The following is a 22,661-nucleotide window of genomic DNA, read 5'->3' on the forward strand; positions in this document are numbered from 1 at the left end:
CTTGGCAAGTTGCCCTGTCCGAGCGATCCGGCAGTACTTCGATCGCCCCGCCCCGATGGCAGCCAACGTGGATACTCAGCCGCAGACGATTGGCAGCGGCTCTTCCGGATGACGGCCGATCCCTGCGACATGTTAGGGGATGGCCAACCGGGAATGATTTCCAATCGCGCCGGATCAGGTTAAGCGGACGCGTTGTTCTCTTCGATGGCGAACGCCACTTGCAGCTCCATCTGTACCGCGTGCATGAATAGGCTGGCTTGGCGCGATATCTCTTCCTCGACAACGCCCGACCTTCTGAGCGCGGCGGCAAAGTCGGTCATCTCAGACCGCCAGAAACGGTTTGCGTGCTCTCCATGGAGCCTCTGGAGGGCTTCTGCGCAGCGTTTGACATCGCCCATGCGCCGATTAGGCGGGAACTGCAGAACCGTCATGCTGTCTCCATCATTGGCAGGCGAATCGCCTGAGGATATGGCCACAATCGCCGCCAGTCCTTCACAAAGATTAAACAGATTGCTCATGCCGGCTCAAGGAAACGCGAAACCACGCGACATGAATCGGTGCAAAAAATACCGGAAACAAAAAAGCCCGCCTCATTCGCGAGACGGGCCAGTGTGGCAAATTCAGCTTTATGACTTGATTGGCTTGAATGCCGCGACGAGCAACGGGCATTCCTAAACCACGGCCAGCCAAGCGTCGGGCTGGTAGGGAAACGGAACGGCTGAGGCTGTATTCCCGCCGACGGTCCTCACACAGCTAGAACCAAGTCTCAGGTGATGCGGATCGAGCGACCGTCGGACTCATCCCGCCACTTGATCGTCATTTGGCATCCAGGGCCTCCAGCGCTCGCCCAACGGCCTTGTAATTGATACGCTTGCGGTACCAACCGCTTCTCTTGAAGTATGTCAGAGCATTTTGCAGTCAGGTGGAATCACCTGACGTCGCACAAATGCGGTAAAAACAAACAGATAGAGCGGTGACGCGAACGCATGTGAGCGCATCCCGCTCTAGTTCCTGCTTCTCGGTCGAGGTCTACCATTGACCACCTGATCTCGTGGCATTTCTCGCGTATTTGGTCGACGGCCGCGTGCGCCCCGTGGGTTTACAGGCGGGCTTCTCGCGTCGGAACCCGTGATATCGGGCGGCCTGGCTAATGTTCACCCACGTCGAATGTGGGAATGCAGCACAGATTTCTTCCTGCGAACTTCTTGGGTACATGCGGCGAAGTTTTGATATCTCTGCCGCTGTCCAAAAATGGATTTGCTTAGACAAGCCCAATCTTATCCGCTTCATTTCGATAGCCTTGGCGTCCGGTGCGGTCGTTTTCGAGCGATTTCCTGCAGGTGGTGATGGCGAAGGATATCTCCTCGTCGGTCCATAGTTTGTCACCGTTTATGGTCACGCCCTCCCGTTGTGCTCTTCGGCGGTTGCGTTCGGATGTCGCGGCGCCGCGAGCATGAAACGAGAGCAACATGCATCGATCCTCCTCGCCAGCATTTCAGCGAAGGGCGCCTGAGCCGCGAATTCACAAATTGCGTTTTCCCCACCAATGATCCAAACCAAGCATGAGCCTCACCACCCAATTCATTGCCGAGCTGATCAGAGCCGCCAACGAAGCGGACAGGCTGACGCCGTTCGAAGTCAAGCGGCTCATCAACCGCTCGATCGCGACAATACGCGACATGCGCGAGGAGATCGGGATACCAGGCAGCAACCGAGCGAAGGATGTTGTGATTGATCTTCAGGTGGCGGTGGCCCGAACGGATAGCCTCTCCGCTGCAGAGATCCGAGACACTCTCATCGATGCCGCCGATATGATCAGGACGTTGAAGATTCTGCTTGATGGCAAGGAATGAAATGCGTTTACCCTGCCCCCGTGTGTTTTGAAGAGGCGCAGCGGAAACGTGGAATCGGACTTCCTCTCTGGTGAAAGCGTAGATAGCGTCTCTGCGTAGCTGATTCTCTTCGGCTGCGTCCCCGCATCCAAGGAAGGCAACTGGATAGCGGGATTTGCCCCGCCCTCGCGCGGGGCTTTTTCGTGGCCAGAGGAGGCCAGGGCGACGGGATGCGCTGGCAAGCCAGCAATCGTGTTCGCTCACGGAACGTGTTATGAATGTCCATGCCTGAAAGCGACCAGCAATACGAGTTTTCTGAATTCTGCGGCGAATTTGTCGATGACGATGTGACTGTCATTTTGCGCATTTTCCGTCCTGCCGGGACAAACTCCGACTGGACGCTCGAGGTGTTCGACGAGGAAGGAAACACTACCGTCTGGAATGACACCTTCGACACCGATCGAGAAGCATTCGCAGAATTTCTGACCACCGTTCAGCGTGATGGCATGCGGAGCTTTCTAGACGAACCGGTACAGAAATTGCATTGACACCTGAACGCGCTAACTGACGAGGCGCGTGAGTGGTAGTCGCTGATGCCGTGACATAAAGGAACCCCTCACCGTCCGCCGCCGTTTTCCGTCATACGCACGGAGGAAGTCATGGCAACCAAGGATACCAACGCAAAGCCGGAACAGGCGACGCCTGCCGACGTCCATCAACCCGCGGACCGCAAGAAGCATCAGGATGAGGAGTCGATTGCACCGTCTACGGTTCAGCCACCTGGCGCTAAGGACACGAGCGAAAAGCCGAAAGTGAATCCGGTTACAGGTGGGACGGCATAGGTTCTGCCGGCGGCATTCCGCTGCATACGGCGCCGACCGAACGCGTCAAGCAATTGTCACGCTGTCGTCACGCTCGACGGCTAAGAGGTAGCAATCTCGCCATTGACCACGGATGTACTGGCAATGGCTGCAGGAAGGTCGGGGTAGCCCCGGCCTTTTTTGTTGCCTACTGCTCGTGAGATGCCAAACTATCTATACGGCTACAGATGTCGCGGGAGAGATGGCGTGGCGAGAAGCAAGGAACACATCGATAACCTGTTGAGATTGCGTGAGGAATTGGTCGAGCGTCGACGCGCGGTTGCCAGCAATAACGAGCCGGGGGAGATCGTGGCAACTGCAAAGGGCGTGATTGAATTTCAGATGAGCATCGAGGCGATCGATCGAGCCATAGACGACGAAAGAAGACTACACGGGGCACCAGTACCCCGTTTGGGCGGCGCCCCTAATCCTTGACCGCGACTTGCACTGTGACAGCCTACGACCTGTCGGTTGCAGTGCGTGGGGGTAGGAGATCGTTCGTGGATTTAGCGTATCCTGGGGACGCGGCGAGCGTTGACGACATTCTTGAGTTAGCGGGGCATTACAGGATGGCCGCTAAATTGCTTGGCGAACACGCGCCACGGGGTAAGCAGTTATCCCACGCTCCCCGCCGGCTTCTGGCCCTCCACTCGATTGAGCTGCACCTGAACGCATATCTCATCACCAGAGGGTACGACTCTAAGTCCCTTCGCGGCCTTCAACACGATGTCAGCGAACGAGCGCGAATAGCGATTGATGCAGGCCTACTCTTGCGCAAGCGCACAGAACAGCACTTGGCGACCCTGTCATCCAGCAGAGAATACCTCGTCACCAGATACGGCCCTGAAATGAACGCCACCCTGTCGCAAGTGAACCGAGTTATGGCAACGCTCGACGAGTTGTCGCTGAAGATAGGGAAGATCTTGCATGGACGCGGCGCGCCTACTGCTTCGGCCGGGCGGCCACGCTAGAGGCTGAGGATCGAACGCGGTGGCGCGGGGGATCATCGACAGATCACGATGCCCAGTCGTAAAAGGGCACCGGTCGCGATGGATGGGGCAACAAATGACGAAGACTCTAACCGGCGTAGCTAAGCGGCTCAGAAACGAACTCGTAAGCGCTGCGACACGTGGCACATTGCGACTAACTTATGGACAGTTCGGCGACTCGGTCGGCATCCCTCCCGTGTTCCTCTGGTGCAACAGGATAGAAACCGCAACGGACTCTGGCAAATGCGAATGAGTCGACAGATCAAGACATAAAAAAAGACGGGAATCTGTCGAAAAAGACCAATCAGCGTCTGTCACCGCCTTCCTTCCGGCCGAAATACCTGCACCTTGAACGAATCGGACCGACATGAAGACAAAGGAGAAGACGTTGAGTGAATCACATTCGGGCAACGAGGAACGGAAGCTTGAGCTGACGAGCCGAATCGTCACCGCTTATCTGACCCGCAACGTCGTTCCTGTTGAGGGCCTGCCCAGTCTTATTGAGCAGACGTATTCCTCACTGAGCCGCTCATCTCAGCCAGGCACGGCCGACCCTGCCCCTGCCGTTGGAGAACGTCGCCCCGCCGCTCCGATCAAGAAGTCGGTGACGGCCGATTTCATCATTTGCCTCGAGGATGGCCAAAAGTTCAAAACGCTAAGGCGGCACTTGATGGCAAAGTACGGGCTCACACCGGAGGAATATCGTGCAAAATGGAGTCTTCCGGATGACTACCCGATGACTGCTCCAAACTATGCTCAACAACGCTCGGCCCTCGCGCGCGCAACCGGCTTGGGCAAGAAACGGTAGGCACCAGAGTTAGACGCCGCAGCTTCGGCTGGCCAGCGATCGGTTCGAAGTGTCGCTAAATGATCTCGGAAATAGCTGTCACATCTGTTGTGCAACTTGCGCAGCTGTCTCGTAGAGCAATCTTTTCACTGTCGTTCGAAATGGAGGCGCCCGCAAGGTTGCAGCGCTTGCGCCGTGAAGTTTGAGCGTATTGCAGCACCCTGGCCTCAGAGGCATGCAATGCCTGAGTTATTGCACGCCGGTTCGCTGCCAAACTGATCACGCGCCGACGATCATACGCGCAGCCGGCCTCCTTATCACGGTAGAAATCCGGCATAAAAACAGTGTACGGGGACGAAACCAGTTGGCCGGAACTGAATGGAAGCCATGATCGCAGCAAACGACGACACAATTGCCAGCCGCATCAGCCGCATCCTCGCCGATCGGATTGTCACTGGCCAGCTTGCCCCAGGCATGAAGCTGAAGCAGGACAAGTTCGCAGAGGAATTCGGCGCGAGCCATGTACCGGTGCGCGAGGCGTTTCGGCGGCTTGAAGCGCAAGGCTTGGTCGTCAGCGAGCCCCGCCGCGGCGTCCGAGTGGCTTCCTTCGATCTCAAGGAGGTCCGGGAGGTGGCGGAAATGCGGGCAGCACTGGAAGTGCTCGCGCTGAGGCATGCGGCGCCGCACTTGACGCCATCCATTCTTAACGAGGCAGAAGAAGCGACAGTCGCAGGCGACGATTCGCGTGATGTCCGATCGTGGGAGGATGCGAACAGGCGTTTCCACAGGCTCATTCTTACACCTTGCGGAATGCCGCGCCTGCTTGCTGCAATTGATGATCTGCATGCCGCAAGCGCGCGCTTTCTGTTTGCATCCTGGCGGTCCGAATGGGAAGTGCGGACGGACCACGAGCATCGTGCGATTCTTGCCTTTCTGCGCGAGGGGAAAACCGAAAACGCCTCGGCAATTCTGGAGCGTCACGTTCAACGGATTGGGCAGAGACCGATCAAAGGAACCGCCGGCGCGCGGCGCGATAGCTTCGCAATCGCCGGCTGAGCGCTAAGCCCTCATCCGATCACTTCATTCACCGCGACGTCTATCCGGCAGTTGAATGTCAGAGGGCGCACGCTCTCAGCGTGCTTGCTTGCATCCAGTCGAAAATTATAGATAGAAATAAACTTCTATTGATAATGATTCTCGCGCGGAGGCTAGTTTGCCGGAAAAGCTGAACCGAACTGTCGCGGCCGAACAAGAGTCGAAGCGATGGATCCCTTCGGACGCCACAAAAATCTATAATTTGCCATTCAACGATTTGCTGTACCGGGCGCAGACCGTGCACCGGGCAAATTTCGATCCCAATGCAGTGCAGATGAGCCGGCTGCTTTCGATCAAGACAGGCGGCTGCGCCGAGGACTGCGGCTATTGCAGCCAGTCGGCTCATTATCCGACGGGGCTCAAGGCCTCGAAGCTAATGGAAGTTGAAAGAGTTATCGCCGATGCGTGCAAGGCCAAGGAGGGGGGCGCGACGCGCTATTGCATGGGTGCGGCCTGGCGCAGCCCGAAAGACCGCGACATGGACGCAATCGTCGCGATGGTTCGCGGCGTAAAGGCGCTCGGCATGCAGACGTGCATGACGCTCGGCATGCTGACACCGGCACAGAGTACGACGCTCGCCGACGCCGGTCTCGATTACTACAACCACAATATCGACACCTCGGAGCGCTTCTACAGCGAAATCATCACCACCCGCACTTTCGCCGACCGCCTCGAAACCCTTTCGAATGTGCGCGACGCCGGGATCAAGGTCTGTGCCGGCGGCATTCTGGGGATGGGCGAGACGGCCGATGACCGCATCTCCATGCTGGTGACTCTCGCCAATCTTCCCTCCCCGCCCGAAAGCATACCGATCAACATGCTCATTCCGATTCCCGGGTCGAAACTGGCCGATGCGGCTCCGGTCGACCCCATCGAGTTCGTTCGCACCATCGCGCTTGCCCGCATCCTGATGCCGCAATCCCATGTGCGACTGTCGGCCGGACGGACGGAAATGAGCGACGAGATGCAGGCTCTCTGTTTCTTTGCCGGGGCCAATTCGATCTTCGTCGGCGACACGCTGCTGACCGCCGACAATCCCGGTGAGGACCACGATGCCGGGCTCTTCCGCCGTCTCGGCCTGAAGCCGATGGCACTGGAGCCGGGCGCATGAACGGCGGCCTCGACCGCTACGCGCGGACTTTGGCGGGGCTCGCGCGCAAGGGACGGCGCAGGGAGCTGCTGCCGTCGGGTGGCGTCGATTTCACGTCGAACGACTATCTGGCGCTCGCCGCTTCTCCACGCCTCAAGGCTGCCATCGCCGCCGCGATCGAACGCGGCGTGCCGGTTGGCGCCGGCGGCTCGCGGTTGCTGCGCGGTAATCATCCGGAGCATGAGACGCTCGAGGCCGAGGCTGCCGCCCATTTCGGTATGGAGCGCTGCCTCTATTTCGGCAGCGGCTATGGCGCCAACGCTGCGCTCTTTGCGACCCTGCCACAACGGAATGATCTGATTGTCCATGACGCCCTGGTGCATGCCAGCGCGCACGAAGGCATTTCGGCAAGCAAGGCACCGGCAGTCTCCGTACCGCACAACGACGTCGAAGGTTTTGCTGAGGCTATTAGACGATGGCGGCTTGCGGGCGGGACCGGCCATCCGTGGATTGCCGTCGAAAGCCTCTACTCGATGGACGGCGACCGCGCTCCCCTCCCCAAGCTCGCGGAACTCGCGGACCGGCATGACGGCGTTCTGGTGATCGACGAGGCGCATGCCACAGGCGTCTTCGGTCCAAACGGGCGTGGTCTCGGCCACGGTCTGGAAAACCGCGAGAACATCATCGTTCTTCACACCTGCGGCAAGGCGCTTGGCGTCAGCGGCGCGCTGATCGGCGCCAGCGCCGTCATTTGTGACTACCTCGTCAACCGGGCACGCGGCTTCATCTATTCGACTGCGCCGTCGCCGCTCATCACCGCGTGCGTGCGCGAAGCTTTGCGGGTTGTTGCCGATGAGCCCGAGCGTCGGGCCGCGTTGGAAGCGTTGCAAACATTCGCCAATGCGGAACTTTCGGCCGCACTCGGTGTCGAGGGCAGCGGGTCGCAGATCCTGCCAGTCCCGATCGGCGACAACGCCCTATGCCTGAAGATTGCGGCGCGCATGCGTGCCGAAGGCTTCGATATCCGCGCGATACGGCCGCCGACCGTCCCGGAAGGCACGGCAAGGCTTAGGATCGCCATCACCCTCAATGTCGACAGGCCGACGATTTCGCAGATGCTCGCGCAGCTCGCCGTGATCATGGCGGAGGAAAAGCCGTGACGCGTCGCCTCGTCGTCACCGGAACCGATACGGGTATCGGCAAGACGGTCTTTTCCGCCGCCCTGACGGATGTCCTCGGCGCCTGTTACTGGAAGCCGGTCCAGTCCGGTCTTCAAGGTGAAACGGACAGCGAGGCGGTTCAACGGCTTGGTCGGATACCGTCCGCGCGCATCGTGCCGGAAGCCTATCGGCTGCGCACGCCGGCTTCGCCGCATCTGGCGGCCAGCATCGACGGAATCCATATTGAGGCCGAAGCGCTTGTCCCGCCTGTGACGGGTGCGCCGCTGATCATCGAGGGCGCGGGCGGCTTGCTGGTCCCGCTTAACGCAGAGACCGTCTTCGCGGACGTTTTTGCCCGCTGGCAGATACCCGTTGTGCTGTGCGCCCGCACGGAGCTTGGAACCATCAACCACACACTCCTCTCCCTGGAGGCGCTGCGCGCGCGGTCCATTCCAGTTTTCGGCGTCGCTTTCATCGGCGAAGGGCAAGCGGATACGGAAAGCATCATCGCCAAGATGGGCCGCGTCCGTTCGCTCGGACGGCTGCCGAAACTCGACCCGCTGACCCCGGATCTGCTGCGCCAGGCCTTTCGGGAGAACTTTGATATCGGCCTTTTCCTGAAGGAACCGGCATGATCCGCTCACCCATCTGGCATCCCTTTACCCAGCATGCGCTCGAGCCGATGATGAAGCGGATCGCCAAGACCGAGGGCGCCTATCTCATCGACGAGGACGGCACGCCCATTCTCGACGCGATCTCGTCCTGGTGGGTGGTAACGCACGGCCACCGCTATCCGCCGATCATGGAGGCGATCCGAAAAGCCTGTGAAACCTACGACCAGATCATTTTTGCGGAATATTCCCACGAACCGGCGGAGGAACTGGCGACGGGCTTGATCGAAGTGGCGCCTGCCGGACTCGCCCACGTCTTCTTTTCCGACAGCGGCTCCACCGCCGTTGAGGTCGCGCTGAAGATGGCGCTTGGTTTTTTCCATAACATTGGCAAGCCGCGGCGCCGCGTCGTGGTCATGGAGCACAGCTATCATGGCGACACGATCGGCACCATGTCGGCGGGAGAGCGCGGCGTCTTCAACGCGGCCTATGAGCCGCTGCTCTTCCACGTCGATCGGCTGCCATTTCCTCACGCAGACTCTGATCAGGCGACACTCGATGCTTTCGAAGCGATATGCCGTTCCGGCGAGGTCGCCGCCCTCCTCATCGAACCGCTCGTTCTCGGCGCTGGTGGCATGAAGATGTATCGGGGGTCGCTGCTTGCGGAACTGAAGGACCTCGCCCGGCGATACGGCTGCCTGACGATCGCCGACGAGGTGATGACCGGCTGGGGGCGAACCGGCAGCCTCTTTGCCTGCGAACAGGCAGGCATCGCGCCAGATATCCTGTGTACGTCGAAAGGCTTGACCGGCGGGGCGCTGCCGCTGGCGGCGACGCTTTGCACCGCCGAGATCTTCGAGGCGCATCTCTCGGCGGACCGACGCAAGACCTTCTTCCATTCCAGTTCCTACACAGCCAATCCGATCGCCTGCGCGGCGGCCGTTGCCAATCTCAATATCTGGCGGGAGGAGCCGGTGCGGGACCGCATCGGCGCGCTCGCAAAGCTTCATCAGAAGGGGCTCGCTCGCTTCGCATCCAACCCCCGGTTTGCCAATCTTCGGCAGATGGGCACGATCGCCGCTCTCGACGTCGTCGTGCCGGAGGGCGGATATCTGTCCGGGATCGGACCCCGCCTTCGAACGTTTTTCCGCGAGTGCAAGCTCCTGATCCGCCCGCTCGGCAACGTCATCTATCTGATGCCGCCGTACTGCGTGACCGCCGCCGATCTCGACCGGGCCTATGACGCGATCGACGAGGCGGCGGGCCTTTTTGCGGCAGGGCGGCTATGAGGGGCGCGCCTGCATCGCGTCTTGCGGGGTTAGGCCATGCCGTGCCGGACCGGCGCGTCGAAAACGCCGAGATCGAAATGAGACTCGGACTGGAGCCGGGCTGGATCGAGCGCCGGACGGGTATTCGAACGAGGCACTGGGTTGACGATGGCGACACCCTCAGCGGACTTGCGGCGAAGGCCGGAGAGGCTGCTGTCGACGACGCCGGCATCGCGCGCGGGGACATTGCGCTGACGATGCTGGCCACATCGACGCCTGATCATCTTCTCCCGCCGTCTGCCCCGTTGCTCGCTCACCGTCTCCGCCTCTTGAACAGCGGTGCGATCGATCTTGCCGGCGCCTGCTCGGGCTTTGTCTATGCGCTGACCCTTGCCGACGGGTTCGTGCGCGCGCAGGGACGGCCGGTCCTGGTCGTGGCGGCAAATATCTTGAGCCGGAGGATCAATTCGGCCGAACGCGCAAGTGCGGTCCTTTTCGCGGATGCCGCCGGGGCCGTCGTGCTGGCGCCGTCGGACGAGGTCGAGAAGGGCATTCTCGGTGTGGATCTCGCCTCGGACGGGAGCCGTTATGATCTGATCTCCATTCCTGCCGGCGGCAGCAACCGGCCCTTCGCTTCAGGCATTCCGGCGGAGGATTTCCTGATGACGATGCGAGATGGCCGCGAGATGTTCGCGCAGGCAGTCGAGATGATGGCGACCTGCGGCGCCCGGGCGCTCGCCGCCGCCGGTCTTCACGCGGCAAAGATCGACCGCTTCGTGCCTCACCAAGCCAATGCCCGAATCTTCGACGCCGTCAGCGACAGGCTCGGCATCGACCCGGGACGAACAGTGCGAACGATCGACAATTATGGGAATTCGTCAGCGGCGACTGTAGCGCTTTCCCTGTCGCTCTCGCATCAAACCAGGCCACTTGTTTCGGGCGAAAAGCTGTTGCTTACCGCCGCTGGAGCCGGCTTAACCGGAGGTGCTGTCGTTTTCGGGGTATAGTTTGGTGGGCGCTGCGAAAACATATTTCGTTGAGGTTCCGAATTGAAAACTACGTTGTTGCCCATGCAAAGGCGCAGTTGACGAGTCCGAGTGATCGCCTGATCGAGCTGCAGGCGGTGTGCCTGGTCGACAAGACGCTTGCGGCCCGCGTTCGGGGGACCTGACGTGCCCGTCGCCGAGTTTGAAGTGTGCCGGGCATTCCCCACGTGCCGCCATTCCCCTCCTCGGCCGAAGGCGTAGAAGCAGGTCAGCCAGGCTTGCGCAGGGTGGCCGCCGATAGCAGCGCCACGGCGAGCGCCTCCTACGATCGCAACAGGGACGCGGGACTGAGAAATCCGAGCGCGGATAGCCTCCTTGGTCGCCGCGGCCCCCGCTTTGTAGGTTTCACCGCATCCGCATCGGGGACTGGACGTCTGGTTCTTGTGCTGGGGAGCACGTTCTACCGATTTGGGCGAGAGAGGCGAACAGAGGGATGAGCTGGAGACAAGACCGGTCCCGCCGGTCTCGAACGAGTTCCTTATTGCGGTGATGCTGACGGCGTCAGACTCCAGGACGCTGCCAACGTCGCCTCCGAGCTGACCCAACTCGGAGGCGACGCGCCCTAGGCGGTCGCCGTCACAGCCGCCATGGACTCCCTACCTCGTGTGCTTTCGGCCGGATGATCATTCGACCGTTACCGATTTGGCCAGGTTACGCGGCTGATCGACATCGGTGCCCATGAACACGGCCGTGTGATAGGCAAGAAGCTGGATCGGCAGCGCGAAGATCATCGGTGCGATGATCTCGTCGACGTTCGGCAACACAATCGTATGCATCGTGTCGAGCTTCGTCGCGGCAGCTCCCGTCTCGTCCGTAATGAGAATGATGCGCCCGCCACGAGCGGCGACTTCCTGCATGTTCGAGACCGTCTTGTCGAAGAACCGGTCGTGCGGCGCGATGACGATGACCGGCATGTTCTCGTCGATCAACGCAATCGGGCCATGCTTCAGTTCACCGGCCGCATAGCCCTCTGCGTGGATGTAGGAAATCTCCTTGAGCTTCAGCGCGCCTTCCATCGCCAGCGGGAAGCTGGTGCCGCGGCCGAGGTAGAGCACGTCGCGGCACTTCGACAATTCGCGCGACAGGAACTCGATCTTCGGCTGGATGCTGTTCAACACCTGGCCCATGATGCGCGGCATCTCGGCAAGGCTTCTCACCAGCGCCTGTTCTTCCTGCTCGCTGACCGTTCCTCTGGCTCTGCCCGCCCCGATAGCGAGCGCAGCGAGCACGGCAAGCTGGCAGGTGAAGGCCTTGGTCGATGCGACACCGATCTCGGGACCGGCGAGGATCGGGAAGACGGCGTCGGACTCGCGCGCGATTGTCGATTCGCGGGTATTGACGACGGCACCGATCTTCAGGCCGTGTTCCTTGCAGTACCGAAGCGATGCCAGCGTATCGGCCGTTTCGCCCGACTGCGAAATGAAGAGAGCGGCCGATTGTGGCGAGAGCGGGATCTCGCGATAGCGGAACTCGGACGCGACGTCGATTTCGACCGGAAGACGCGCGTAACGCTCGAACCAGTACTTTCCGATCAGTCCGGCAAGATAAGCGGTACCGCAGGCGGAAAGCGCAAGACTCGGTACTTTGGAGAAATCGATGTCATCGGAAACAGCCGTCACACGGTTTTCGATGAAGTTGATGTAGTGGCCGAGCGCGTGGGAGATGACCTCCGGCTGCTCATAGATTTCCTTCTCCATGAAATGGCGATGATTGCCCTTGTCGACCATATAGCCGACGTCCGAGGAAACCTGCCGCGGCCGGGCGACGGCGTTGCCGTCGATATCAAAGATATGGACACCGGTTTTGTCTATGATCGCCCAGTCGCCATCGATCAGATAGGTGATTTCATTGGTAAAGGGCGCCAGGGCAATCGCATCCGACCCAAGGAACATTTCGCCGTCGCCGTGGCCGATCGCGAGCGGCGGCCCGTTTCTTGCCGCCATGATCGTCGACGGATCATCTTCGAAAAGGACAGCGAGTGCGTATGCGCCCCTCAGCCGCCTCAGCATCGCAAACATCGCCTCGCGCCGTCCGATGCCATCCCGGCGAAGCCTTGCCAGGAGATGCGCGACGACCTCCGTGTCGGTCTCGGTTTGAAACTCGGCGCCGGCCCCGGCCAGTTCGTCCTTCAACTCAGCAAAATTCTCAATGATGCCGTTGTGTACGACTGCGATACCGTCTGTGAAATGGGGGTGCGCATTGCGCTCCGTCGGAGCGCCATGGGTCGCCCAGCGCGTATGGCCTATGCCGATGGTGCCGGCCAATGGCTCCTCATTCAGCCTTGCCTCGAGATTGACGAGCTTGCCCTCCGCACGCCGGCGATCGAGCGCTCCGCCGTCGATCGTCGCGACGCCGGCCGAATCGTAGCCGCGGTATTCCAGGCGTTTCAACGCACCGACCAGCCGTTCCGAGACCGGCTGCTGCCCGACGATGCCTACGATCCCGCACATATCCTCTTCGCGTTCCTTCCACGCCGGCCGCGGCGTACTCAAATACCCCGTCTGAGCGAGGCTACGTCAGTAGCTGTCGGTCGCCTCGCACAGGCAATTATCGTCGCTGCGCCTCACCTGCTGTCGCCATTCGTGACGCCGCCGAAATGGCGGCTGGCAGAAGCGTCATATCGACGATCGACCTGCCGCCATGCGCTTGGTTCGGTCAGAACCAGCGCTTTCTAATTGCACTCAACAGATTGGCAAAATCGATTCTTTGGATCACACCCATTCGCGCCATGGATGCACGACGCTAATGCGTTTCGAGGGCCTGCCCTTAATCTGCTTCCTAGCGCTCGACGCGCAGATGACCGAGCGGCCCGCAAGTCGACATGCCGCCGCTCAGACCGGGAATTGAAGCTGCCGCAGAAAGCAGGATGTGCATTCGCCTCTCTCAGCAGATCCTGGGCAATTGCTCGCCCGACAGCCAGTCGACGATCCGGCCGCCGCCGAAGCAAGTCGCCATCTGCACGAAACAATCGTCGTCAGCCACGGCGTGTCCAATCACCGCCGCCTCCCGCCCGAGGGGATGTGCACGCATCGCCGCCAGAATTGCTTGGGCGCCTTCCGGCGCGGCGACGGCGACAAGCTTGCCCTCGTTGGCCACATTGAGCGGATCGAGCCCAAGCAACTCGCAGGCCGCTGCGACCTCCGGTTTGACCGGGATGGCTACCTCGTCAATATGGAAACCGACCTTTGACTGGCTGGCGATTTCGTTAAGCGTCGCGGCGATGCCGCCGCGCGTGGGATCGCGCATCAGCCGGATTTGCCTGCCACCGCCCTCGACCATCGCGGCTACCAGCCCGTTGAGCGCGGCGCTGTCGGAGACGACCGCCGCATCGAATTCCAGGTTCTCGCGTTTCGACATCACCGCGATGCCATGATCACCGATCGAGCCGGAGAGGATAACCGCATCGCCCGGCCGGGCGGCATCGGCGCGCAGATCGAGCCCGTCCGGCACCACGCCGACGCCGGACGTCGAAATGAAGACACCGTCGGCCTTGCCGCGCTCGACGACCTTGGTGTCGCCGGTGATGATCGGCACACCGGCCCCGCGCGAAGCAGCGCCCATGCTTTCGGCGATGCGTTCGAGATCGGCGAGCGGAAAACCCTCCTCGATGATGAAGCTCGCCGAGAGATAGAGGGGCCGGGCAGCGGCCATCGCGATATCGTTGATCGTGCCGTGCACGGCGAGCGAGCCAATATTTCCGCCGGGAAAGAACAGCGGCGAAACCACATAGCCGTCAGTGCTCATGACCATGCGTCCGCCCGGGACGGTGAAGGCCGACTGGTCGTTGCCGGCGCGCAACCAGATGTTGTCGAAAGCCTTGTGAAAGATACCCTCTATGAGCTGTCCCATTGCACGTCCGCCGGCGCCATGGGAGAGATCGACCCGCCCGTTTGCAAGGTCGAGGTTTCGGCTGTGCGCCTCCATCATCATGTTCATGCGACCGCCCTCCCCGCATCCGGTTGCCGCGCCTTCGTGCGGAAGCGGCCATAGGTCCAGTGTGCGGCGCAGGCGCCTTCCGACGACACCATGCAGGACCCCATCGGCGTATCGGGTGTGCAGACCGTGCCGAACAGCTTGCAGTCGGCAGGTTTCTGAACACCGCGCAGAATGGCACCGCATTCACAGGCCGGATTGTCCTCGGCCCTGGAGGTCACCATCGAAAAGCGTTTTTCGGCATCGTGGGCCGCATATTGTGGCCGGAGCCTGAGGCCGCTCAACGGCAACTCGCCGAGGCCTCGCCATTCGAAGCTCTCGCGCGGCTCGAAGAAATTCGCCACCTCCGCCTGGGCCTTCACATTGCCGAGTCTGGTCACCGCGCGGATATACTGGTTTTCGACCACGTGCCTGCCCTCGTTGATCTGGCGCACGAGCATCAGGACCGCCTGGATGACATCGAGTGGCTCGAAGCCGGCCACCACGACTGGTTTGCGGAATTCCTCGGCGAAGAATTCATAGGGCTTTGTGCCGATCACAGCGCTGACATGGGCTGGGCCGATGAAGCCATCGATCTTGATCGTACCGGGCTCGTAGACATCCGGGTTTTCCAGGATGCTGTGGATTGCCGCCGGGGTCAGGACATGGTTGCAGAAGATCGAAAAATTGCCGAGTCCTTTGGCGATTGCCCTCTTGAGCGCGAGAGCGGTTGGCGGCGTCGTCGTCTCGAAGCCGATCGCGAAGAACACCACCTCACGCTGCGGCTCGGCTTCCGCGATCCTCAGCGCATCGAGGGTCGAGTAGACCATGCGGATATCGGCGCCGGCCGCCTTTGCCTTGAGCAGGCTCCAACCGTTCTTGTCCCGCACGCGCATCGGGTCGCCATAGGTGCATAGCGTAATCTCGGGACGCATCGCGAGCGCGATCGCCGCGCCGATCCGGCCAATCGGCAGCACGCAAACAGGACAACCCGGGCCGTGGATCATCCGGACATTGTCGGGCAGCAAATCCTCAAGCCCGTAGCGGGAGATCACGTGCGTGTGTCCACCGCAGAACTCCATGAAGTGGTAGGAGCGAGCTGGATCCGCAGTCGACGCGATCTGACGGGCGATATCGTGGGCGAGCCTTCCGTCGCGATATTCGTCGATATACTTCATGTCGCATTACCCATCGCGGCTTCCTGGATCAGCGCCAGCGTTCGCTCCGCCTCCTCAGGATTAATCTTCGTCAGCGCATAGCCGACATGGAGGATGACGTAGTCGCCCGGCCGGACATCGTCGATCAGCGCCGTCGAGATCATTTTCGAGACGCCGTCGAGCGTGACCCTCGCCATATCGTCGGGCAGCACTTCCCTGACCTCGACCGGTATGGCTAGGCACATGTTGGGCTCTGCTCCCCAGATGCACGTTTGGCCATGATGACCTGCCGCGCATGGGCGGCTTGGCCAAGCGCAACGCCGCCGTCATTGGCCGGCGCCAGACGTGGCAAATATGGCTTAAGGCCGCGCTCGCGCAGCGCCTGCGCCAGACCCGTCGCAAGCACGCGGTTCATCATGCATCCGCCGCCGAGCGCAACCTGCCGCGTGCCGAGGCTTGCCGCGCCGCTCGCCGCCCAGTCCGCGAGGCCGGCAATCAGCGTGCCATGGAAAAGGTCGGCGGCATCGGTGCCGCACATCCCTGCCTCAGCCAAACACAGGATGAGCGGCCGGAAGTCGAGCACTCCATCGTTAATGGCATACCCGCCGGGCATGCACCGCGGCGCCCGGACCAGTGCCTCGAATTCCATCGCTGCCTGCCCCTCATAGATCTGGACGAGGCGAGCACCCGATATCGCCGCGGCGGCGTCGAAGAGCCTACCGAGGCTGCTCGTAACCGGGGTCCGCATGCCACGGTTGAACATCGCCGCCAATCGCGCCACGCCGGAATGAGCGAGCTCTAGCGCCCGCGCGAGGTCGATACGGTTCGCCGCCTGAAGTGCTGCGACCCCCATGCGCCAGGGTTCGCGCGCCGCGCGGTCGCCACCTGGCAGCGGCAGCGGCATGAGCGATCCTGCGCGCAGCCAGCGATGTCCCTCGACCGCAAGCATCTCGCCGCCCCAACTGCTGCCGTCCGTCCCGAGACCGTGGCCGTCGAGCGCGAGCCCGAGGACCGGCCCGGCGAGTCGATGCTCCGCCGCCACCGCAGCGACATGAGCGAGATGGTGCTGAACCGGCATGACCGGCAGACCGAAGCTCTCCGCCATCCGGACCGAACGGAAATCCGGATGCAGGTCGCAGACCGCGAATTCCAACGTCACGTCAAGGATCGAACAGAGATGCGCAGCCACCTCACGCTGGAAGCGTATCGCCTCCCTATTGTCGAGGCCGCCCACATGCTGCGACAGAAACGCTTCGCGACCGCGCGTGACACAGACGGTGTTCTTGAAGTCCGTACCGGTGGCGATCACGGAAGGTCCGTCCGCGCCGAGGTCGACGGGCTCTGGCACGAAGCCGCGGGCGCGGCGGATGAAGGCGGGCGCGCCGTCAACAACCTGCATGACGGAGTCGTCGGCGCGGGCGACGATATCGCGATCATGGGTGACGATCAGATCGGCGATCGCGGAAAGGCGCAGCTCGGCATCCGCGTTATCGGCAACGAGCGGCTCGCCGCCGGGATTGGCGCTGGTCGCGATCAGCGCAGGGGGACAGTGCGGCGAAAGACGGGACAGTTCATCGAACAGGAGCAGGTGCGCCGGTGCGTAGGCCACAATGAGGCCTATCCGCCCGAGGCCGGGAGCAACGAGATTGGACAGCTCGCCGGCAACGGCCTCTACCAGAACGATGGGGCTCGCCGGCGAACTCAGCAAGGCCTCTTCAGCGTCCGTCAGCTGCGCCAGCTGCCGTGCCGCCGCGATATCCCGCACCATGACGGCGAAAGGCTTCTCGTCGCGGGCCTTGCGCCGCCTGAGGCGCGCGATCGCCGCATCGTTGCGCGCATCGCAGAACAGGTGGAACCCGCCGACCCCCTTCAGTGCGACGATCGCGCCGCCTTCAAGCCGCGCCGCCAACTCGGTGACTGGATGGCTGAGGCTCGGACCACACTCAGGACAAGCAACTGGCTCGGCGTGGAAGCGACGGCTCTCCGGGGCGACATAGTCCGCCGCGCAGGCATCGCACATCGAAAACGAGGCCATCGAGGTCTGGGCGCGGTCGTAAGGAAGCGCGCCGGTTATGGTGAAGCGCGGCCCGCATTGGGTACAGTTGACGAAGGGATAGCCGAAAAACCGGCTCTCCGGATCCGTGAGCTCCCGCCGGCATTCCTCGCAAACCGCGGCGTCGGCGCCGATACGGGTCGCACTCCTGCCGCCGAGGCTATCGAGGATCTCGAACCGACCGCCGCCGGTCGGCGGCAGCTCCAGCACGTCGACAGCCTCGATGCGGGCGAGCGGCGGCGCCTGGGTGCGGATCGCCTCGCGGAAGCGGTCTGGATCCAGGCCCTCGATCTCGATCAGCACGCCCTCGCTGTCATTAAGGACAAATCCGGAGAGCCGCATCTCGCACGCGAGCCTATAAACGAAAGGCCGGAAGCCGACGCCCTGCACGGTACCGCGCACGCGCAGCCGCAGCCGCCGGACCCGCCTTTCGATCGGTCGTGCGAGCACCCGCGCCATTGTTCACACCACCTTCGGTCGCTTGTCCTGCCGCACAGCGGATGCTTCGAGCCAGCCATATAAAGCCTCCATCCCCTCGCCCGTGCGGGCGGAGACAATCAGCGTCTGCAGCCGCGGATTGACAAGCAGCGCGTTGGAAATGCAGAGCCCGACATCGAAGTCGAGATGCGGGAGCAGGTCCGCCTTATTGAGGATCATCAGGTCGGCGGCGGCGAACATGTCGGGATATTTGAGCGGCTTGTCCTCGCCCTCGGTGACCGAGAGCACCACGACCTTGTGAGCCTCGCCGAGATCGAAAGCGGCGGGACAGACAAGATTACCGACATTCTCGATGAAGAGCACCGAGCCCGGCTCTGGCGCGAGATCCTCGAGCGCATGGCCGACCATATGGGCGTCGAGATGGCATCCCTTGCCGGTGTTGATCTGAACTGCGCGGGCGCCTGTCTCGCGAATGCGGGCCGCGTCATTCGAGGTCTGCTGGTCGCCTTCGATGACATTGATCGTGACACGCTCCTTGAGTTCGCTGATCGTCCGCACAAGCAGGCTGGTCTTGCCCGAGCCCGGGCTAGAGACGACGTTGAGCGCGAAAACGCCTTGGTCTACGAAATATCTCCGATTTTCGGTGGCATAGGCGTCGTTCTTGGAGAGGATCTCCGTCTCGACCTGGATAATCCGTTCCTGGCTCATGCCAGGAACATGCACGCCGGCCATGCCCTGGCGGCAGTCGGCTGGGCCGTCCTCTGCATGATGGTGAGAATGATGATCGTGACCATGGAGGTGATGATGGTCATGGTCGGGCCCAACGCCGTGGCCATGACCATGGCTGCCCGCCTCGTGCTTGTGGCCTTCGATAGGCGATGTCCCGCAACCACATACTGCACACATCAAATCACCTCCATGTCCCTGATTTTCAATTCGTCGCCTGCCGTCATTTGCACGCGATGGCGCCCGCAATGCGGGCAGGCGCCGAACCGTTCCTTCAAAGCAACTGTCGTGCCGCAATCGAGGCACCAGCCCTCGCCGGTGATGCGGTTGATCTCGAGCCTCGCGCGATCCGCGAGCGTGCCGCGCCGCACTGCGTCGTAACAGAAGAGCAACGCGTCGGGATCGCCGTGGCTCAGTACGCCGACATCGAGACGGACCGACTTGACCCGCCTTGCGCCATTCAGCCGCGCGGTCTCGCAGATGATCTCGATCACGCTTTCCATCAATGACATTTCATGCATGGGCGGCCTCGCGGATAGCGACTTCGATGGCCACGCAAGGGTCGAACAGGACGGCGAGCCGGGAGACAGACCGGGTAGCGGAATGGTCGGAGCCGATCCGCGACCCCAGAAGAGTCTCTACGAAAGGACCGGCCGGGTGAAAGTTCCATTCCGTCGGGGCAAGGATGCGATAGGCCGAAAGCCTGCCGTCGTCGCCTATCTCTGCTTGATGATAGAGCCGGCCGCGCGCGCATTCCACGGCGCCGTAACCGCCCGCGCCCAGCGTCGGCGCGCCGCAGGCGAGCGTTGCCCAGTCAACTTCGCCGGTACTGGCGAGAGCCGTTAGTTGCCCGAGGCAGAACCGGACATCGCCAATCCGGGCCAGGAACCGCTGCGCGAGATGGGAGCCCGCGGAAGCTCCCGCCGCTGCGCGCCGGGCGTAGGCCCCCGTCTCGACAACCCGGCCGGGAAGATGCGGCAGTCTCGTATAATCGGGTTGATCACAAAGCCGGGCGATGACCTCCAGGTCATCTTCGACGGTCAGCGCGTCGCTTCTCCGGCCAACGAAAACGCGATCATCGTCTATATCTTTCAGCATTGCTGCGCAGACCGATCCCGACACTGGCATGTCGCCCGGGCCGGAAATTCCGATCGCCGCAGCCGCCGAGCAGAGGCGAGCGATCGCCGAAGCGATATGTTGGGGGTTGATCTTTCCGGTACTCGCCTCCGCCATGATCGCTTGTGAGGCGGCCAGTGCCTTTCGCAGATATCCGCCGGCGGCCGCCGCGAGCTCGGCGGGCAATGGCGACGGCCAATGGAGGATCAGCACCCGCAGTGTTTCGAAGATCCGTTCCGCGTGCAGACCTGCGGCGGCGGCGGCGCGCTCCCCTTCACCCATCGGCAGATCCGCCGCATTGAGGACCGCGAGCCTGGAGGCAACCGATTGCGAAAAGCCACAGAGCGAAAACACCTGCCGTGCGAGTCTGGGCGCGTCCTCCGGCGTGCGGCCGACGAACATACGCGTTAGCCCCAGCGGACGGTTCGCTTTAACTTCGACGGAACAGGCAACTGCGCGCGACACCGTCACCTCGATCCTCATCGTGCCCGGCCCGCGAAGGAATGTCATTCCGACTCCTCCTCGCGCCGGCGGAAATGCCCGCGCAGCAGGTGCCGCCGATTGACGACAGCGCGTAGTTCCGACGCCAGCTCAAACGTGGCAGGATCGAAGAAGGCGCGGGCGGCCTCCTCTGCCATTTCCAGCGCCGCTTCCATCGCGGCGAATTCGAAGACCGGCGAGAGCAGCGCGCAAGAATCGACGCGGCCGATCGCATGGAGCTCGCCGGCTATGAATTCGACTTCGCCCGCGGGCAGGCCGATACTGAGGGTTGTGCCGGTGGCCACGGGCGCGGCAGGTGCCCCGTCAGGCAGATCCACGGCCACGAGATTCATGAACCATGGCGTGGTCACAATACCGAAGGCGCGGCCGCGATAGGTCCGGAAGCCTGTAGCCGCGACTGTGAGTGCGGGATTGCAGATTGGCACGTCAGTCATGGCGGTTGCGTGAATGTGTCGATAGCGGGCTTCTAACCGTTGGCCGAGCGCCAGCGCCGGATTGGGTTCGGCTCCCTTGATGCTGTCAGCCATCACCGCCCAACCTCATGAACTTCGATTGCAGTGCATCGCAATTCGGGAAGCGCCATTCCTCCGGCAGGTCGGCAAACGGCGTGCTCGGTGGGATCTGCGAGACCGGGTCGCCGGCGGCGGGAGCATAGATGCGCCAGGAGATACTGCATTCCATCCGGTCGCCAGATACGGTCTCGCACTTGCCGAAATTGTCGAAGGCGCTCATTTGAAATAGGCCTCCTCCATCTCGCGGAGCCGCATCTCCGAGTCATGGAAATCCTCCTCGGCGGCAATGGCGGCCGAGGGTATGTCGCAGATCTCCAGCGTATCGAGGATGAGCGTGTCCACGGCGTTACAGAACTGCACCGACCAGACATTGCGTGTGCCGGTCGCAACGATGCGGCAGGCTCCGTATCCCCGCGAGGTGAGCCGCACCGGCCCGACACCCAGTGAATTTTGCAGGAAGGCGATGTCTTCCGGGCTCATGGGGAAGAGTGACAAGGTGATGACATGGGCCGGGTCGCTGTCGCGATGACGGGTGATGCGGTCACCGATCTCAGTGAGCACGGGCATGACATTCATGGCGCCTGCCGGCGCGGCGCCATGGCTGATCGATGCCGGTAGTCCGGAACAGGCCTGCGTAACCGCGGCGGGAATGCTCCCCACCTCGATATAGTCGCCAACGAGGTGCCCTCCGGCGGCGGTGAAGCGGGTCCGCCAGACGCCGGCCATTACAGCTTCCTGCATCTTTGCGGTGATGCCGTTCTCAAGCATTGCGACACCGGCAACCTCGCCCTCACCGAGGATGTGGGTGATCAGTTCCTTGTCGTGCTCGGGATAGTCGGTGATGTCGAACAGCCGGCACGGCCGGTCAGCCTTCTGAACCGCGAGCGCATCGGCCAGCCCCGGCAGGAGCAGCGCTGTCCTCCAGCATCGGCGGATCAGCTCCTCCGCGTTGCTTGTCGCGAGGAAATTGAGCTTGCGGGGCGGTTCAGCGCCTATCGCTGTCATCACCGCCCCTTGAGCTTCCGGCGCGACCCAAAAGCCGGCGTCTCGACCTTCGGCCCGCCTGAGTGCACCGTGACTGACGCGTCGGGCGAAAGGCGGTCGCCGAGCTTCCCGACATATTGCGACCGATCGTGAAGCTTGCCGAGCACGTTCACCGGCCGCTTCCGTTGCATAGCAACCAAACGCCGCAAGACGACTTCGAACCGGGACTGAGCTTGCCCTCGGCCGCGCGACCAATCACAGAGCCGCGCAGGCGGCCCTGGAAGAACGGCGGGAATTCGAGAGGAACGACGGCGACATCATCGGCCTCGGCCCGCTGCGTTGAATCATGCGCGGGGAACAGCATGGGGTGGTTGTCGGGTTCGCCCGCCGGCGGGAAGAGGAAAACATCGATGTTCGTGTTGTCGGCGACGCATCGCGCCCGCTCGCTCACGGTGGGGACCAGAATAGATGGCATTTTCTCCTCCACAAATCAGCACGCAGGATGTTGCGAAGGATGTTTTGCA

Annotated in this window: 25 protein-coding genes; 11 read left to right on the top strand and 14 right to left on the bottom strand. The window is 62.0% G+C overall.

Translation table 11 applies throughout. The annotated features are described in order from the left end of the window. Positions 1-179 precede the first annotated feature (179 nt). The gene (locus ACFHWW_RS03220; protein ID WP_379937301.1) at positions 180-518 is read right to left on the bottom strand and encodes a DUF6074 family protein; all 339 of its coding nucleotides are present in this window, start codon (positions 516-518) and stop codon (positions 180-182) included. Positions 519-1,562: 1,044 nt separating this feature from the next. On the opposite strand from ACFHWW_RS03220, the gene ACFHWW_RS03225 reads away from it, so the two are divergent. The 11 genes from ACFHWW_RS03225 (at position 1,563) to ACFHWW_RS03275 (ending at position 10,699) form a co-directional block, all read left to right on the top strand. Next, a complete protein-coding gene (locus ACFHWW_RS03225) occupies positions 1,563-1,853 on the top strand; it encodes a hypothetical protein (RefSeq protein ID WP_379937302.1) in 291 nt (96 codons plus the stop codon). A gap of 263 nt (positions 1,854-2,116) precedes the next feature. Continuing rightward, positions 2,117-2,380: a hypothetical protein gene (locus tag ACFHWW_RS03230; RefSeq protein WP_379937507.1), complete on the top strand. Its 264-nt coding sequence runs from the start codon at positions 2,117-2,119 to the stop codon at positions 2,378-2,380. A gap of 111 nt (positions 2,381-2,491) precedes the next feature. Continuing rightward, entirely contained in the window at positions 2,492-2,674 is a 183-nt protein-coding gene (locus ACFHWW_RS03235; protein ID WP_180942236.1) for a hypothetical protein, read from the top strand. 225 nt (positions 2,675-2,899) lie between these two features. Then, positions 2,900-3,127, top strand: coding sequence for a hypothetical protein (locus ACFHWW_RS03240; protein ID WP_379937303.1), 228 nt, complete (start codon positions 2,900-2,902; stop codon positions 3,125-3,127). A 942-nt stretch (positions 3,128-4,069) separates the two neighbouring features. Beyond that, the gene (locus tag ACFHWW_RS03245; RefSeq protein WP_379937304.1) at positions 4,070-4,489 is read left to right on the top strand and encodes a MucR family transcriptional regulator; all 420 of its coding nucleotides are present in this window, start codon (positions 4,070-4,072) and stop codon (positions 4,487-4,489) included. 366 nt (positions 4,490-4,855) lie between these two features. Then, positions 4,856-5,524 (top strand): GntR family transcriptional regulator, encoded by a 669-nt coding sequence (locus ACFHWW_RS03250; RefSeq protein ID WP_379937305.1) that lies wholly within the window; start codon positions 4,856-4,858, stop codon positions 5,522-5,524. A gap of 169 nt (positions 5,525-5,693) precedes the next feature. Beyond that, a complete protein-coding gene (bioB, locus tag ACFHWW_RS03255) occupies positions 5,694-6,674 on the top strand; it encodes a biotin synthase BioB (RefSeq protein ID WP_379937508.1) in 981 nt (326 codons plus the stop codon). Next, positions 6,671-7,813, top strand: coding sequence for an 8-amino-7-oxononanoate synthase (locus ACFHWW_RS03260; RefSeq protein WP_379937306.1), 1,143 nt, complete (start codon positions 6,671-6,673; stop codon positions 7,811-7,813). Before bioB ends, ACFHWW_RS03260 begins: the two co-directional genes overlap by 4 nt. After that, positions 7,810-8,448, top strand: a complete 639-nt coding sequence (bioD, locus tag ACFHWW_RS03265; RefSeq protein ID WP_379937307.1) for a dethiobiotin synthase — start codon at positions 7,810-7,812, stop codon at positions 8,446-8,448. Before ACFHWW_RS03260 ends, bioD begins: the two co-directional genes overlap by 4 nt. After that, the gene (locus ACFHWW_RS03270) at positions 8,445-9,713 is read left to right on the top strand and encodes an adenosylmethionine--8-amino-7-oxononanoate transaminase (protein ID WP_379937308.1); all 1,269 of its coding nucleotides are present in this window, start codon (positions 8,445-8,447) and stop codon (positions 9,711-9,713) included. The genes bioD and ACFHWW_RS03270 overlap by 4 nt, the downstream gene beginning before the upstream one ends. After that, a complete protein-coding gene (locus ACFHWW_RS03275) occupies positions 9,710-10,699 on the top strand; it encodes a beta-ketoacyl-ACP synthase III (protein WP_379937309.1) in 990 nt (329 codons plus the stop codon). Before ACFHWW_RS03270 ends, ACFHWW_RS03275 begins: the two co-directional genes overlap by 4 nt. Before the next feature lie 662 nt (positions 10,700-11,361). Here the strand turns inward: ACFHWW_RS03275 and glmS are convergent. The 13 genes from glmS to ACFHWW_RS03340 form a co-directional block, all read right to left on the bottom strand. Continuing rightward, positions 11,362-13,188, bottom strand: coding sequence for a glutamine--fructose-6-phosphate transaminase (isomerizing) (gene glmS / locus ACFHWW_RS03280; RefSeq protein ID WP_379937310.1), 1,827 nt, complete (start codon positions 13,186-13,188; stop codon positions 11,362-11,364). A 433-nt stretch (positions 13,189-13,621) separates the two neighbouring features. Further along, positions 13,622-14,674 carry a hydrogenase expression/formation protein HypE gene (hypE, locus tag ACFHWW_RS03285; RefSeq protein WP_379937311.1) on the bottom strand — a complete coding sequence of 351 codons (1,053 nt, stop codon included), beginning with the start codon at positions 14,672-14,674 and terminating at the stop codon, positions 13,622-13,624. Further along, the gene (gene hypD / locus ACFHWW_RS03290) at positions 14,671-15,828 is read right to left on the bottom strand and encodes a hydrogenase formation protein HypD (protein ID WP_379937312.1); all 1,158 of its coding nucleotides are present in this window, start codon (positions 15,826-15,828) and stop codon (positions 14,671-14,673) included. The genes hypE and hypD overlap by 4 nt, the downstream gene beginning before the upstream one ends. Beyond that, positions 15,825-16,052, bottom strand: a complete 228-nt coding sequence (locus ACFHWW_RS03295) for a HypC/HybG/HupF family hydrogenase formation chaperone (protein ID WP_379937313.1) — start codon at positions 16,050-16,052, stop codon at positions 15,825-15,827. The genes hypD and ACFHWW_RS03295 overlap by 4 nt, the downstream gene beginning before the upstream one ends. After that, positions 16,043-18,319 carry a carbamoyltransferase HypF gene (gene hypF, locus ACFHWW_RS03300; protein ID WP_379937314.1) on the bottom strand — a complete coding sequence of 759 codons (2,277 nt, stop codon included), beginning with the start codon at positions 18,317-18,319 and terminating at the stop codon, positions 16,043-16,045. The genes ACFHWW_RS03295 and hypF overlap by 10 nt, the downstream gene beginning before the upstream one ends. 3 nt (positions 18,320-18,322) lie before the next feature. Next, on the bottom strand, positions 18,323-19,204 hold the full coding sequence (hypB, locus tag ACFHWW_RS03305; RefSeq protein WP_379937315.1) for a hydrogenase nickel incorporation protein HypB: 882 nt from the start codon (positions 19,202-19,204) through the stop codon (positions 18,323-18,325). Then, a complete protein-coding gene (gene hypA, locus ACFHWW_RS03310; protein ID WP_379937316.1) occupies positions 19,204-19,545 on the bottom strand; it encodes a hydrogenase maturation nickel metallochaperone HypA in 342 nt (113 codons plus the stop codon). Before hypA ends, hypB begins: the two co-directional genes overlap by 1 nt. Further along, positions 19,538-20,650 carry a nickel-dependent hydrogenase large subunit gene (locus ACFHWW_RS03315; RefSeq protein ID WP_379937317.1) on the bottom strand — a complete coding sequence of 371 codons (1,113 nt, stop codon included), beginning with the start codon at positions 20,648-20,650 and terminating at the stop codon, positions 19,538-19,540. Before ACFHWW_RS03315 ends, hypA begins: the two co-directional genes overlap by 8 nt. Then, the gene (gene hybE / locus ACFHWW_RS03320; RefSeq protein WP_379937318.1) at positions 20,647-21,168 is read right to left on the bottom strand and encodes a [NiFe]-hydrogenase assembly chaperone HybE; all 522 of its coding nucleotides are present in this window, start codon (positions 21,166-21,168) and stop codon (positions 20,647-20,649) included. The genes ACFHWW_RS03315 and hybE overlap by 4 nt, the downstream gene beginning before the upstream one ends. Next, positions 21,161-21,373, bottom strand: a complete 213-nt coding sequence (locus tag ACFHWW_RS03325; RefSeq protein ID WP_379937319.1) for a rubredoxin — start codon at positions 21,371-21,373, stop codon at positions 21,161-21,163. The genes hybE and ACFHWW_RS03325 overlap by 8 nt, the downstream gene beginning before the upstream one ends. Continuing rightward, entirely contained in the window at positions 21,370-22,158 is a 789-nt protein-coding gene (locus ACFHWW_RS03330) for a hydrogenase expression/formation C-terminal domain-containing protein (RefSeq protein ID WP_379937320.1), read from the bottom strand. The genes ACFHWW_RS03325 and ACFHWW_RS03330 overlap by 4 nt, the downstream gene beginning before the upstream one ends. Continuing rightward, entirely contained in the window at positions 22,158-22,310 is a 153-nt protein-coding gene (locus ACFHWW_RS03335; protein ID WP_283067936.1) for a hypothetical protein, read from the bottom strand. Before ACFHWW_RS03335 ends, ACFHWW_RS03330 begins: the two co-directional genes overlap by 1 nt. Further along, positions 22,307-22,612 (bottom strand): hypothetical protein, encoded by a 306-nt coding sequence (locus ACFHWW_RS03340; RefSeq protein WP_379937321.1) that lies wholly within the window; start codon positions 22,610-22,612, stop codon positions 22,307-22,309. The genes ACFHWW_RS03335 and ACFHWW_RS03340 overlap by 4 nt, the downstream gene beginning before the upstream one ends. Positions 22,613-22,661: the final 49 nt, after the last annotated feature.

Origin of the sequence: Sinorhizobium sp. P24N7 (assembly GCF_042436655.1) — a bacterium.
In the GTDB taxonomy this organism is placed as follows: domain Bacteria; phylum Pseudomonadota; class Alphaproteobacteria; order Rhizobiales; family Rhizobiaceae; genus Sinorhizobium; species Sinorhizobium meliloti_A.